At 66.9% G+C, this 13,910-nt stretch carries 13 protein-coding genes; 5 read left to right on the top strand and 8 right to left on the bottom strand.

Annotated elements, in window-relative coordinates:
- Nucleotides 1-7: 7 nt before the first annotated feature.
- Nucleotides 8-1,417, top strand: a complete 1,410-nt coding sequence (locus tag AC1DX2_RS04880; RefSeq protein ID WP_477195158.1) for an 8-oxoguanine deaminase — start codon at nucleotides 8-10, stop codon at nucleotides 1,415-1,417.
- A 379-nt stretch (nucleotides 1,418-1,796) separates the two neighbouring features.
- Here AC1DX2_RS04880 and AC1DX2_RS04885 read toward each other — a convergent pair whose 3' ends face one another.
- A complete protein-coding gene (locus AC1DX2_RS04885) occupies nucleotides 1,797-2,546 on the bottom strand; it encodes a carbonic anhydrase (protein WP_477195159.1) in 750 nt (249 codons plus the stop codon).
- Nucleotides 2,547-2,670: 124 nt separating this feature from the next.
- On the opposite strand from AC1DX2_RS04885, the gene AC1DX2_RS04890 reads away from it, so the two are divergent.
- The 4 genes from AC1DX2_RS04890 (at nucleotide 2,671) to AC1DX2_RS04905 (ending at nucleotide 6,013) form a co-directional block, all read left to right on the top strand.
- Nucleotides 2,671-3,702: an ABC transporter substrate-binding protein gene (locus tag AC1DX2_RS04890; RefSeq protein WP_477195160.1), complete on the top strand. Its 1,032-nt coding sequence runs from the start codon at nucleotides 2,671-2,673 to the stop codon at nucleotides 3,700-3,702.
- A 28-nt stretch (nucleotides 3,703-3,730) separates the two neighbouring features.
- Complete coding sequence (locus tag AC1DX2_RS04895) at nucleotides 3,731-4,570, top strand: ABC transporter ATP-binding protein (RefSeq protein ID WP_477195161.1); 840 nt, start codon at nucleotides 3,731-3,733, stop codon at nucleotides 4,568-4,570.
- 10 nt (nucleotides 4,571-4,580) lie between these two features.
- Nucleotides 4,581-5,354, top strand: coding sequence for an ABC transporter permease (locus tag AC1DX2_RS04900; protein ID WP_477195162.1), 774 nt, complete (start codon nucleotides 4,581-4,583; stop codon nucleotides 5,352-5,354).
- A 182-nt stretch (nucleotides 5,355-5,536) separates the two neighbouring features.
- Nucleotides 5,537-6,013 (top strand): nucleoside deaminase, encoded by a 477-nt coding sequence (locus AC1DX2_RS04905; RefSeq protein ID WP_477195163.1) that lies wholly within the window; start codon nucleotides 5,537-5,539, stop codon nucleotides 6,011-6,013.
- 168 nt (nucleotides 6,014-6,181) lie between these two features.
- On the opposite strand, the gene AC1DX2_RS04910 is transcribed toward AC1DX2_RS04905, so the two are convergent.
- The 7 genes from AC1DX2_RS04910 to AC1DX2_RS04940 form a co-directional block, all read right to left on the bottom strand.
- Nucleotides 6,182-7,783, bottom strand: a complete 1,602-nt coding sequence (locus AC1DX2_RS04910) for an amidase (protein WP_477195164.1) — start codon at nucleotides 7,781-7,783, stop codon at nucleotides 6,182-6,184.
- Nucleotides 7,784-8,091: 308 nt separating this feature from the next.
- Nucleotides 8,092-8,838, bottom strand: a complete 747-nt coding sequence (locus AC1DX2_RS04915; protein ID WP_477195165.1) for a GntR family transcriptional regulator — start codon at nucleotides 8,836-8,838, stop codon at nucleotides 8,092-8,094.
- A 20-nt stretch (nucleotides 8,839-8,858) separates the two neighbouring features.
- Entirely contained in the window at nucleotides 8,859-9,560 is a 702-nt protein-coding gene (locus tag AC1DX2_RS04920) for a cysteine hydrolase family protein (protein ID WP_477195166.1), read from the bottom strand.
- Nucleotides 9,557-11,158 (bottom strand): ABC transporter ATP-binding protein, encoded by a 1,602-nt coding sequence (locus tag AC1DX2_RS04925; protein WP_477195167.1) that lies wholly within the window; start codon nucleotides 11,156-11,158, stop codon nucleotides 9,557-9,559. The genes AC1DX2_RS04920 and AC1DX2_RS04925 overlap by 4 nt, the downstream gene beginning before the upstream one ends.
- A 12-nt stretch (nucleotides 11,159-11,170) precedes the next feature.
- Nucleotides 11,171-11,857 (bottom strand): biuret amidohydrolase, encoded by a 687-nt coding sequence (gene biuH, locus AC1DX2_RS04930; protein ID WP_477195168.1) that lies wholly within the window; start codon nucleotides 11,855-11,857, stop codon nucleotides 11,171-11,173.
- Nucleotides 11,858-11,868: 11 nt separating this feature from the next.
- Nucleotides 11,869-12,789 (bottom strand): ABC transporter permease, encoded by a 921-nt coding sequence (locus AC1DX2_RS04935; RefSeq protein ID WP_477195169.1) that lies wholly within the window; start codon nucleotides 12,787-12,789, stop codon nucleotides 11,869-11,871.
- Nucleotides 12,786-13,877 carry an ABC transporter permease gene (locus AC1DX2_RS04940; RefSeq protein ID WP_477195170.1) on the bottom strand — a complete coding sequence of 364 codons (1,092 nt, stop codon included), beginning with the start codon at nucleotides 13,875-13,877 and terminating at the stop codon, nucleotides 12,786-12,788. The genes AC1DX2_RS04935 and AC1DX2_RS04940 overlap by 4 nt, the downstream gene beginning before the upstream one ends.
- Between the last annotated feature and the right edge of the window lie 33 nt (nucleotides 13,878-13,910).

The following is a 13,910-nucleotide window of genomic DNA, read 5'->3' on the forward strand; positions in this document are numbered from 1 at the left end:
CCAGCCCATGAGCGAACGCCTGCTGCTGCGCCACGCGCTGGTGCTGGCCACGCAAGACGGGGCGCGGCGCGAAATCCCCAACGGCGCGCTGCTGACCGACGGCCCCCGCATCCTGCGCGTGGCCAGCACCGCCGAGCTGGACGCCTGGGTCGCCCAGCACCCCGAGCACGCCCCCACGCGCACTCTGGACGCCAGCGGCTGCGTGGTCACCCCCGGCCTGGTGAACTGCCACCACCACATGTACCAGACACTGACCCGCGCCATTGGCACCGGTAAGGGCCTGGCGCTGTTCGACTGGTTGAAGCTGCTGTACCGGGTGTGGGCCGGCATCACGCCCGAGGCAGTGCATGTCAGCACCCAAGTGGCGCTGGCCGAGCTGATGCTGTCCGGCGCCACCACGGTGGCCGACCATTTGTACCTGTACCCAAACGGCTGCCGGCTGGAAGACGAGATCCAGGCCGCCCAGGCCATGGGCATACGCTTTCACCCCACGCGCGGCAGCATGAGCCTGGGCGAATCGGCCGGCGGCCTGCCACCCGACAGCCTGGTGGAACGCGAGGCAGACATCCTGGCTGAGTCGCAGCGCCTGATCGAGGCCTGGCACGACCCCGAACCGCTGTCCATGCTGCGCATGGGGCTGGCGCCCTGCTCGCCGTTCAGCGTCAGCAGCGCACTGATGCGCGAATCGGCGCGGCTGGCGCGCAGCTACCAGCGTGTGGGCCTGCACACGCACCTGGCTGAAACGCTGGACGAAGACCGCTTCTGCCTGGAGAAATTCGGCATGCGGCCCATTGACTACGCCGCGTCGGTGGACTGGCTGGGCCCTGACGTGTGGTTTGCCCACATGGTGCACCCCAATGCCACTGAGATCACCCGCCTGGCCCACACCTGCTCGGGCGTGTGCCACTGCGCCAGCAGCAACATGATCCTGGCCTCGGGCATCGCACCGGTGCGCGCCATGCTGGACGCCGGTGTGCGCGTGGGCCTGGGCGTGGACGGCTCAGCCAGCAACGATGGCAACCACCTGCTGGGCGAAGCGCGCCAGGCCATGTTGCTGCAGCGCGTGGGCTGGCCAGGTTTCGAATCCGACGCCGCCCGCCTGTCGGCCCGCGAAGCGCTGTGGCTGGCCACACAAGGCGGCGCCCGCACGCTGGCACGCGACGACATCGGCAGCCTGGAGCTGGGCAAGGCGGCGGACTTCGTGGCCTTCCGCGTCGATGGCCTGCACCATGCCGGTGGCTTGGGTGACCCGGTGGCAGCGCTGTTGACGTGCTCGCCGGCACCCGCGTGGTTGTCGGTGATCAACGGGCGTATCGTCGTCGAAGACGGCCGGCTGCAGGGCGTTGATCTGCCGCCATTGATCGAGCAGCACAACCGGCTGAGCCACGGGTTGTTGGTCAAGGCCGGGATGGCTTGATAGCGCTCCTCGCGCTAACGTGTTTGGATGATCAGGCCGCCACGGCACTCCGCTCCGCGGCTGTCCCCCGGCCCTTCGGGCCTCCTCCTTGATGCCGCTGCGCAGAGTGCCATGACGACCTGATCCTGCGAACGTGGTTGGCGTGCCAGCTTCGGCATCCGGCATTCGAGCGTCACGTCCGCCAACGGCCCCGATGTCGCTGGGGCGCGTGACGCAGCGAAATCAAGGAGGAGGGCCGAAGGCCCGGGGGACATTCGCGGAGTCACGCGCACCAGCGGCGTCGGCAGCCAGCGGATTAAGCCCCACGCGCCCCAGCGGTGTCGATCACAGAAGGCTCAGACGCTGTCTGGCTGGACGTGGACCTTGAGGGTAGCGCCGCTCAGGAGCTTTCCTGCAGCGCACGCCCGTTGAGCGGCTGCACCGGGCGAGCATTCATGGGGTAAAGCTTCTTGAACGCCGCCAATTGCGCCGGTGACAATTCCACCGGCTCCTTCAGCACATGCCACTGCACCTCTTCGCTGCAAGGCGGCGTGGTCAATGAACCTTCGAAGGCCCAGTAGGCTTGCTTGGCCGGCAGCATGTCCGCCACGTTGAGGCCACCGCCCAGCTCGGCCTTGCCGCCTTCCTTGGCGGGCATGGCGGCAAACACCTTTTGCAACGCGGCGTTGGGCTTGCCTTCCTTGAACAGAACGGCCACCACGGCCAGCTTGCCGGCATCGCTCTTGTGCACCAGATGCGCCACCAGGGGGTAGGGCTTGCCGTTGACCAGCTCTTCGCTCGGTGTGTGGAAGTGGAACTGCAGCAGCTTGTACCCACCCGAGGCCACCTTGACATCGCCACCCGCGGCCAGGTTGACCTGGATGGTGTGCCCGTTGTTGACCACTTCGGCGGCGCCCTGGCCGTAGTTGAAGGCGATGGCGGGCAAGCTGCCCTTGGTCGCGCCCTTGATGTCAATGGGCGACTGTTTCTTGCCCAGCTTGCAGGTTGCGAAGTCTTTCTCCAGATCGCCCCATTTTTCGGCACCCTGTGCGCCGGTGTACGTCCAATGGGGTGCCGCACCCTTCTTGTCCTCCGCCCACACGGTGGAAACAGCCACCGCCATGGCGGCAACACAAACGAGCTTTTTCATGGAGTCTCCTGTTGTTGAATGAACCGCTGACGAAGGCATTATCAGTACTTTCGGCGGCAGCGCGAAGCACTGGCACTTGTCTTGCTTGGCACAGAGCAACAACAACCCACCGCACGAGAACCCCATGACCCCCAAGCGCCTGCTGCTGAAACTGCTGACCGCCCTCACCCTCGCCACGCTGGGCAGCGTGGCCCAGGCGCAAATGACCCCCATCAAGTTCCAGCTGGACTGGCGCTTTGAAGGGCCCGGTGCGCTGTTCCTGACGCCGCTGGCCAAGGGCTACTTCAAGGATGTGAAGCTGGACGTCACGGTGGACGCCGGCAACGGCTCGGGCGGCGCCGTCACCCGGGTGGCTTCGGGCGCCTACGACATGGGCTTTGCCGACATGGCGGCGCTGATGGAGTTCCAGGCCAACAACCCGGACGCGCCCAGCAAACCGGTGGCGGTGATGATGGTCTACAACGACACGCCGGCCTCGGTGATGGCGCTCAAAAAATCCGGCATCAAGACCCCTGCCGACCTGAACGGCAAGAAACTGGGCGCACCGGTGTTCGACGCCGGGCGCCGCGCCTTTCCCATCTTTGCCAAGGCCAACAACGTCAGCGGTGTGCAGTGGACGGCCATGGACCCGCCGCTGCGCGAGACCATGCTGGCACGCGGCGATGTGGACGCCATCACCGGCTTCACCTTCACCTCGCTGCTGAACCTGGAGGCGCGCGGCGTCAAGGCGGCCGACGTGGTGGTGCTGCCCTACCCCGCCTATGGCGTGCGCCTGTATGGCAATGCCATCATCGTGTCGCCCAAATTCCTGAAGGAGCACCCGGCCGAGGTGAAGGCCTTCCTGGTGGCGTTCACACGCGGTGTCAAGGACATCCTGGCCAACCCTGCCGCTGCCGCGCAGGACGTGAAAGCACGCGACGGCATCGTCAACTTGGACCTGGAAACCCGGCGCTTGAAACTGGCGATAGAGACCGTCATCGACACCCCCAGCGCCCGCGCCGAGGGCTTTGGCCAAATCAGCGGGCCGCGCCTGTCCTTGATGGCATCGCAGGTGTCCGATGCCTTTGCCACCAAGACCCGCGTCAACCCGGACACGGTGTGGAACGGCAATTTCCTGCCCGCCAAGGCAGATTTGAACGTGTGGGCGAAGAAGTAACCGCGTTCAGCAATTCGACCGAGCCTCCATGCAAACCGCCCAAGCCCCCTGGTTCGTGGACTTCCAGGACGTCTGGCTGGCCTATAACGAGCAGTTGCTGAAGGAAAACCATTTTGCGGTGGAGGCCATCGATCTGAAGGTGCGCGCCGGCGAGTTCATCGCCATCGTGGGGCCTTCGGGCTGCGGCAAGTCCACCTTCATGAAGCTGACCACCGGGCTGAAGATGCCGTCTATGGGCAAGATCAGCATTGCCGGCCAGCCGGTCACCGGGCCGCTGAAGATCTCGGGCATGGCCTTCCAGGCCCCCTCGCTGCTGCCCTGGCGCACCACGGTGGACAACGTGCTGCTGCCGCTGGAGATCGTGGAGCCCTACCGCAGCAGCTTCAAGGCCAAGCGCAAGGAGTACGAGGCGCGCGCCCGTGGGCTGCTGCAGAAGGTGGGCCTGGGCGGGTATGAGGACAAGTTCCCCTGGCAGTTGTCGGGCGGCATGCAGCAGCGCGCCAGCATCTGCCGCGCACTGATCCACGAGCCCAAGATGCTGCTGCTGGACGAGCCGTTTGGCGCGCTGGACGCCTTCACCCGCGAAGAGCTGTGGTGCATCCTGCGCGACCTGTGGACCGAGCAGCGCTTCAACGTCATCCTGGTCACGCACGACCTGCGCGAATCGGTGTTCCTGGCCGACACGGTGTACGTGATGAGCAAGAGCCCGGGCCGCTTTGTGGTGAAGAAGGACATCACGCTGCCGCGCCCGCGCGAGCTGGAGCTGACCTACACGCAGGAATTCGGCGACATCGTGCACGAGCTGCGCGGCCACATTGGTGCCATGCGCAAGGGCGCCCCTGCTGCCACGGCCTCCACCACCGTCTGAAGCCAAGCCGATGAAACTCAACACCAAGCAAGTGGAACTCTGGGCCCCGTGGCTGCTGCTGCTGGCGGTGATCGCACTGTGGCAGATTTTGTGCGCGGCGCTCGACGTGTCGGAGTTCATCTTCCCCAGCCCCTGGCGCATCTGGAGCCAGTTCTGGGAGAACAAGGCGCTGATCGCCGGCCACGCCTGGCGCACCTTCTGGGTCACCATGGCCGGGTTTGCCATCGCCATCGTGGTGGGCGTGCTGCTGGGCTTTGTCATCGGCAGTTCGCGCCTGGCCTATGCCGCCATGTACCCGCTGATGACGGCCTTCAACGCACTGCCCAAGGCCGCCTTCGTGCCCATCCTGGTGGTGTGGTTCGGCATCGGCGCGGGGCCGGCCATATTGACGGCCTTTTTGATCAGCTTCTTCCCCATCATGGTCAACATCGCCACCGGCCTGGCCACGCTGGAGCCGGAGCTGGAAGACGTGCTGCGCGTGCTGGGCGCCAAGCGCTGGGACGTGCTGGTCAAGGTCGGCCTGCCGCGCAGCATGCCCTACTTCTATGGCTCGCTGAAGGTGGCCATCACACTGGCCTTTGTGGGCACCACGGTGTCGGAGATGACCGCCGCCAACGAGGGCATAGGCTACCTGTTGATCTCCGCCGGCTCGGCCATGCAGATGGGCCTGGCCTTTGCCGGCCTGGTGGTGGTGGGTGCCATGGCGATGGTGATGTACGAGCTGTTCAGCCTGGTGGAAAAGCACACGACGGCCTGGGCGCATAGGGGTTCTCAGAATGGCTGAGCTTCGTGGTTTTTGTCGTGGTTGCGTGCCTGCTTGGTTGGCTGGATCAGGCCACCACTGCACTCCGCTCCGCGGCTGTCCCCCGGGCCTTCGGCCCTCCTCCTTGATGCCGCTGCGCAGAGTGCCATGATGTCCTGATCCCATTCCAAGCGCTTTGGCACACTAACTTTTACCGCCCCGTCATGAACGCTGAGCAAGTCGCCCGTCACCTGCGCCGCGCCAATGAGGTCGCGCGCCGCGCCATGCAATTGGGCCGCCACCCGTTCGGTGCCATCTTGGTCGCGCCTGATGGTGAGACCGTGCTGGCCGAGCAAGGCAATGTGGACACGGTAAACCATGCCGAGTCCACGCTGGCGCGCACGGCGGCGACCAACTTCACGCCAGACTACTTGTGGCAATGCACGCTGGTCACCACGGTGGAGCCCTGCGCCATGTGCGCCGGCACGCAATACTGGGCGAACATCGGGCGGCTGGTGTATGGCATGACCGAACGACGACTGCTGGAGCTGACCGGCAACCACGACGAGAACCCAACGATGGACCTGCCCTGCCGCAGTGTGTTTGCCGCCGGACAGAAGGCGGTCGAGGTCATCGGCCCCGTCGCAGAAGTGGAGGAAGAGATCGCAGCGCTGCACCGTGGCTACTGGAAGCCTTCTTGAGAAGCGGACCAACTTGGCGCGCCTGCAGCTAGAACGCCCCCCACGCTGGCAGGACCAGGACATCATGGCACTCTGCGCAGCGGCATCAAGGAGGAGGCCCGTAGGGCCGGGGGACAGCCGCGGAGCGGAGTGCCGTGGTGGCCTGGTCCCCGCCAACCACGGTGCCCCTCAAATGGCCGGATTCACTGACCGAGGGAAAGTTGGCGGCTTGCGCAGCAACGTAGCCTGCTCATAGGCATAAGCCATCCCGATCAACGGCCCATCGGTCCACGCCCCGCTGACAAACGACAACGCCACCGGCAACCCCCGCACCTGCCCGGCCGGCACGGTGATGTGCGGGTAGCCGGCAATGGCCGCCGGGCCGGAGAAGCCGCCCAGGCTGCTGTCGCCATTGACCAGGTCGATCAACCAGGCGGTGCTGTTGCTGGGTGCCACCAGCGCGTCCAGCTTGTTGTCCTTCAGCAGCAGGTCTATGCCCTCGGTGCGGGAATAGCGCTGGTTGTTGGCCAGCGCATCCAGGTATTCCTTGGTGTTCAGGTCGCCCTTGGCCTCGGCGCGGATCAGGAACTCCTGGCCGAAGTATTGCAACTCCTTGTCCTTGTTCGCCAGGTTGAAGGCGATCAAGTCGGCCATGTTCTTGATCTTGGCGTCCGGCGCGTAGTCCTTCAGGTAGGCGGCCAGGCCGGCCTTGAACTCGTACAGCAACAGCTCCAGCGAACCAGCGCCGGTTTTGGCGAAGTTGGTCAGCTCGCAATCCACCAGAATCGCGCCCTGGTCGCGCAGCACCGCCAGCGCCTTCTCGATCTCTGCGTCGATCAAGTCGCGCTTGCCGCCAAAGTAGTTGCGCACCACGCCCAGGCGCTTGCCTTTCAATGCGCCTTTGTCCAGGAAACGGGTGTAGTCGCCCGGGCGCTGGGCCGCGCTGTCCTGCGTGGCAGCATCAAGCGGGTCCACGCCGGCCATCGCGGACAGCAGCGCCGCCGCGTCCGCCACCGTGCGCGTCATCGGGCCGGCGGTGTCCTGCGTGTGCGACAGCGGGATGATGCCGCTGCGGCTGACCAGGCCCACCGTGGGCTTGATGCCCACCAGCCCGCAGATGGAGGCCGGCGAGATGATGGAGCCATTGGTCTCGGTGCCAATGGTCACGGCCGCCAGGCTGGCTGCGGCGGCCGCGCCCGAGCCGGAGGACGAGCCGCTGGTGCTGCGGTCCAGCGCGTACGGGTTGCGCGACAAGCCACCCCGGCCGCTCCAGCCGCTGGTGGATCGGGTGGAACGCAGGTTCGCCCACTCGCTGAGATTGGTCTTGCCCAAAATCACCGCGCCGGCCTCGCGCAGCCGCTGCGCCAGGTGCGAGTCCTTGGCCGCTGGCCCATGGGCCAGCGCCAGCGAGCCGGCCGTGGTCAGCATCTTGTCGCCGGTGGCGATGTTGTCCTTGATCAGCACCGGAATGCCATGCATGGGCCCGCGCGGCCCCTTGGCCTTGCGCTCGGCGTCCAGCGCCTTGGCGATGGCCAGTGCATCCGGGTTCAGCTCGATGATGGCGTTCAGCTTCGGCCCGGCCTTGTCCAGCTTGGCGATGCGCGCCAGGTACAGCTTGACAATGGATTGGGCCGTGTGCTTGCCCGAGGTCATCGCAGCCTGCAGTTGCGCCACATCGGCGCTGGCGATAAAGCGTTGAGCCGGGTCGCTGGCCAAGGCGGCAAAAGCAGGGTGAGCGGCCAGCGTGCTGCCGGCGCCCATGCCGACCTTGACGAAATCCCTGCGATTCATGCGATGACCCCCGAGTGGTTGGAAGGTGCGACTGCCGCACCGGCTGGTTGGATTGTGCAACGGCGCGTCGCTGCAATGTGCAAGCGCAACATCAGTTTTCTGAAAACAGTTTTCACCGCCGGCACCACGCAGTTGGACTTCTGGCTGGCGCTATCCCTACCAACACGCTGCCGGTGAAGCTGGGGCGTGTGGCGCAGCGAAATCAAGGAGGAGGCCCGCAGGGCCGGGGGACATTCGCGGAGCCACGCGCTCCAGTGTCATCGGTAAACCGCGAACCGGCAACGCGTGGCGCCAGCTGGGCAGAACAACTACCCGCGCTGCCGCGCCATGTGCACCTGGTGCAACGTGATCTTGCGCACCTCAGCCTGGCTGGTCTCGATGTGGGCGCGCAGCAGCATGGCGGCCTGGTCGCCCCGCTTGCGCTGGATGGCCTTCAGGATCTTGGCGTGCTCGTCGTAGGTGGCGTCAATGCGCGCCTGCTTGGTGAAGTCCAGCCGGCGGATGATGCGTATGCGGTCGGTCACGTCGCGGTGCACGCGCGCCATCTCGGGGTTGCCGGCGGCGGCCACCAGCGCGCAGTGGAAGGCCTCGTCCCACTGCGTCACCTGCACCGTGTCGGTGCTGCGCTGGGCCACCGGCACCAGCCAGATGGCGGCCAGCTCTTCCAGCAGCGCGCGGTCTATCTTGGCGTGGCGCAGCGCGCCGTCCTCGCACAGGCGGTGGGCGGCGGTGGTCTCCAGCACCATGCGCAGGTCGTACAGCTGCTCGAACTGCTCGAAGTCGAACGGCAGCACGCGCCAGCCGCTGCGAAACAGCACCTCCACATAGCCTTCCTGCTGCAGGCGAAACAGCGCCTGGCGCACCGGCGTGCGCGACACGCCCAGGCGCTCGCTGATTTCGGTCTCGGTGAAACGGTCGCCCGGCACCAGCTTGAATTCGGCGACGTCGCGCTTGAGCTGCCCATACACCTCGTCGGCGCGCGAGCGGTGTGCCGGCGTTTCGGCGATGGCGGGCGCTGCGGTTCGGCGCGGTGGGGAGGCAGTGGCAGCAGGCATCGGACGAAACTCTACCAGCATCAGGCCGGCACCGGCGCCGCAAGGGCTTGCAGCAGCAGGCTGCTGGGCGCGGTCCAGCCGACGATGGCGCCCTGGGCGTGGATCATCTCGACCGCGGCGGCCTTGAACTGCGGGAAATAGCTCTCGGTGCAGTCGGTCAGCAGCAGGCAGTCGTAGCCCCGGTCGTTGGCCTCGCGCATGGAGGTCTGCACGCAGACCTCGGTGGTCACGCCCATGAACAGCAGGTGGGTGATGCCCTTGTCCTGCAGGCTTTCGTGCAGGCCGGTGGCGTAGAAGGCGCCCTTGCCGGGCTTGTCCACCACCCATTCCTTCGGTCGCGGCTCCAGTTCGCGGATGATCTGGTTCCCCGGCTCACCGGCTACCAAAATGCGCCCCATGGGCCCCACGTCGCCAATGCGCAGCGTGGGGTTGCCACGGTGCAGCTTGGCCGGTGGGCAGTCCGACAGGTCAGGCTGGTGCGCCTCGCGGGTGTGCACCACCAAACCATCCGCATCGCGCCAGGCAGCCAGCACCGCCTGGCAGGCCGGCACGATGGCCGCCAGCAGGGAAACGTCGTTGCCCAAGGTCTCGCCAAAGCCGCCCGGCTCGACAAAATCGCGCTGCATGTCGATGATGACCAGCGCAGTGCGCTCCACCATGAACTTGTACTCGAACGGCGTGGCTGCCAGGTGCAGCGGCGTGATCAGGGGTTTGGAAGTCATGCGGCCACCTTGTCGTGCGGTTCATCGTGCGCGCCGTGGCCACCGCCCATGTGGGCGCCCAGCACATGGCGGTCAGCACCGGCTGCCGTGGTCTCAAACACCACCCGGCCCTCGCTCATCACCACGATGCGGTCGGACAGCTCCAGCAGCTCGTCCAGGTCTTCGCTGATCAACAGCACACCGGCGCCGCGCGCGCGCACCTGGCGCAGCCGGCTGTGGATTTCGCGCACGGCGGCAAAGTCCAGCCCGAACACCGGGTTGGCGGCGATCAGCACGTTGATATCGCCCGCCAGCTCGCGCGCCAGCACGGCGCGCTGCACGTTGCCGCCAGACAAGGAGCGTATGGGCGCACCCTCGCCCTGCGTCTTGACACCGTATTCGGCAATCCATGCGCGGGCGCGTTCGCGCCAGGCACCGAAACGCAGCAGGCCACCCTTGGCCAGCGGCGGCTGGTCAAAGTCGCGCAGCGCCATGTTCTCGGCCACGCTCAGGTCGCCCACGCAGGCACTGCGCAGCGGCTCCTCGGGCAGGCTGCGCACCTTCAGGCTGCGGTTTTCGGCCCGGGTGGCGCCATAGGGCTGGCCCAGCACGCTGACCTGGCCGCCCAGGCGCGGCCGCTGGCCCACCAGGGCCTCCACCAGCTCGCGCTGCCCGTTGCCGGAGACACCGGCCACGCCCAATATCTCACCGCGCCGCACCGCCAGGTCGACACCATGCAGGGCCAGCGTGCCACGGTCACCGGGAGCCGTCAGGCCGCTGACCTGCAGGGCCACCTGGGCATCGGCGGCAGGCAGTGTGGCCTGCGCGGCATCTGCCGGCTCGGCCTCAGTGGCAGCCGCCTCGCCCATCATGGCCTGGGCCAGCAACGCGGGCGTGGTGTCGGCCACGCTGCAATGATGCACCGCCTTGCCCCGGCGCAGCACCGTCACGGCGTCGGCATAGGCCATCACCTCGCGGAACTTGTGGGTGATGATGATCACCGTGCACTGCCCGCTGCGGGCAAACGCCCGCACATGGCCCAGCACCTCATCAGCCTCCTGCGGCGTCAGCACCGAGGTGGGTTCGTCCAATATCAACAAGCGCGGCTTCAGGTACAGCTGTTTCAGCAGCTCCAGCTTCTGCTTCTCACCGGCCGCCAGCGCGGCGGGGGTGGCGTCCAGGTCCAGGCTGAACGGCGTGGTGGCCAGGAAGTCCTGCAACTCCTGGCGCTTCGCGCGCCAGTCGATCACCTGCGGCATCTGGTCAGACGCCAGCAACAGGTTCTCGGCCACCGTCATGCCGGGTGCCAGCGTGAAGTGCTGGTAGACCATGCCAATGCCCAGGGCGCGTGCCACCACCGGGTTGGCGATGTCCTGCTCGCGGCCGTCGATCAGCACGCTGCCTTCTTCCGCCTGCTGGAAGCCGGCCACGCATTTGACCAATGTGCTCTTGCCGGCACCGTTCTCGCCCAGCAGCGCGTGCACCGTGCCGGGCTCCACCCGCATGGTCACATGGTCCATGGCGGTGAAGCTGCCAAAGCGCTTGGTCAGCTCGTAGGTTTCCAGCAGCAGCGCGCCGGTGGCGGGCTTGGGTGGGGGGATCAGGTCACGGCGTGCCATGATGTCTGCGGGTCAGCCCAGCGCTTCCAGCAACTGGCCGGAGGTGGCATGGGCGCCGAACACGCCGCCCTGCATGGTGATCATCTTCAGTGCGGCGGCATGGTTGCCGGCGTCGGTGGCGGCCGTGCAGTCGGACAGCAGCAGGCACTCATAGCCCCGGTCGTTGGCGTCGCGCATGGTGGTGTGCACGCACACGTCGGTGGTGATGCCGGTCAGCACCAGGTTGCGTATGCCACGGTTTTGCAGCACCAGGTCCAGGTCGGTGGCGTAAAACGAGCCCTTGCCCGGCTTGTCGATGACCACCTCGCCCGGCAGCGGCGCCAGCTCGTCAATGATCTCCCAGCCCGGCTCGCCACGCACCAGGATGCGCCCGCACGGCCCGACGTCGCCAATGCCCACGCCACCGGTGCCGATCTGGCGCGAACGCCAGCGCTTGTTGGCAGGCAGGTCGGCCAGGTCGCTCCGGTGGCCTTCGCGGGTGTGGATCAGGGTGTAGCCCAGGGCACGCATGCGCGCCATCAGCAGCTTCAGCGGCTCAATCGGAGCGCGCGTCAGCGAGATGTCGTAACCCATCTTGTCCACGTAGCCGCCCGGGCCACAGAAATCGATCTGCATGTCGATGACGATCAGCGCGGTGTTGTGCGGGCGCAAAGCGCCGTCGTAGGGCCAGGCGTAGGGGTTGGCTTGGACGTACTTCATGGACGGCCTTCTCAGCGGGTGGACGACAGCTCGCCCGGGCTGCCCTGCGCCACGCTGCCGGGCTTGCAGGTCAGCACCAGGATCAGCAGCGTCAGCGCATAGGGCACGGTGTTGAACAGGTGGTAGCCCCAGCTGACGCCCACCGACTGCAACGCCGGCCCCAAGGCGCCGGCACCGCCAAACAGCGCCGCCGCACCAATGCAGCGCAGCGGGCTCCAGCGGGCAAAGATGACCAGGGCGACAGCGATCAGGCCTTGGCCGCTGGAGATGCCCTCGTTCCAGCTGCCGGGGTAGAACAGGGTCAGCGAGGCCCCACCCAGCCCCGCAATCATGCCGCCCACCGTGGTGGACAGCAGGCGTATCTGGGTCACGGAGTAGCCCAGCGCGCGCGCCGCATTGGCCGAATCCCCCGCCATGCGCACCAGCAGCCCGTAGCGCGTGCGGCGAAAGCCCCACCACATCACCCCCGCCAGCACCAAGCCCAGCGGCAACAATGCGTTGACCTGCAAGGCCGAGCGCACGGCAGACGAGTCGCTCCAGTTGCCCAAGGGGATGGCCGGTATCTGCGGCGCCTGCGGCTGTATCAGCGGCTTGCCAAAGTAGAACGCCAGGCCGGTACCCAGCAACATCAGCGCGATGCCAGTGGCCACATCATTGACGCGCGGCAGCGAACACAGCGCCCCGTGCAGCGAGGCCAGCAGCCCGCCAGCCAGCGCGCCGGCCAGCACGCCCAGCCAGGGCGAGCCTGTGAGGTAGGCGCCGCCGAACGACACCATGGCCGAGAGCACCAGCACACCTTCCAGCCCCAGGTTGATGCGTCCGGATTTTTCCGTCAAACACTCTCCCAGGCTGACGAACAGGAAGGGCACGCCCACCCGCAGCGCGCCGCCCACCAGGCCGGCAAACAAGGCCACCCATTGATCAGCGGTCATGCTGTTTTCTCCACGGGCGCAAGCTCGTCCTTGGGACCACCGGATGCCCGCTGCAACTTGGCAAACAGCGCCTGCCAGTCCATGCCGCGCAGCGCCTCACTGGCCAGGATGAACACGAACGCAATGCCCTGCAGCACCAGCACGGAGGCATCCGGCAAGCCCAGCCGGCGCTGCAGCAGGCTGCCCGCCGCCCCAAAACCACCGAACAGGATGGCCACCGGGATGACGGCAAACGGCTGGTGCCGCGCGATGAAAGACACCAGGATGCCGGCGTAGCCATAGGCCGCGATCAGCGAGGCATTGGCATTGGTGTGCACCGCCGCCACTTCCACGGCGCCGGCCAGGCCGGCACACGCACCCCCCAGGCCACAGGCCAGCAAGATCAACTTGGAAGCCGGCAAGCCCACCAGCTGCGCGGTGCGCGGGTTGCCGCCCACCACGCGCACCGAGAAGCCCGAGGCCGTCCAGCGCATCCACAGGCCCAGGACAATGCAGGCCACGGCGCCCAGCACAAAGCCCCAGTGCACGTCGGACCCGCCTATGCCGCCGATCAGCATGCCTTCGGGCAGCGCGTAGGTGGAAGGCTTGTTCAGGCTGGCCGGGTCGCGCAGCGGGCCTTCCACCAGGTGCTTGAACAGGCCGATGGCGATGTAGGCCAGCAACAGGCTGGAGATGGTCTCATTGATGCCCCGGTACTGCCGCAGCCAGCCAGCCAGCGCAACCCACAGCCCGCCGGCCAGCGCACCGGCCAGGCACACCAACGCGGTGCCAACGATGTTGGCGGGCAGCGGCACCGCATAGGCCAGCGCGGCGCAGGCCAGGCCACCCAGCACCAGTGCGCCCTCGCCACCGATGATGACCAGGCCGGCGCGCGCCGGAATGGCCACGCACAGGGCCGTCAGCATCAACGGTGCGGCGCGTTGCAGGCTGTTTTGCCACGAGAACCAGTCGCCAAACGCCCCCTTGAACAGCAGCAGCCACACGTCCAGCGGGTTGACGCCGGCAAAGGCCACCAACAGGCCGAACACCAGCAGCGCTGCCGCAATGGCCAGCGTCGGCAAGGCGATGTCGATCAGCGTGTCGCGCATGGGGGCGCTCGGCTGCTCTGTATGTCGCCGGGG

Source organism: Hylemonella sp. P2_B10, from assembly GCF_056404875.1.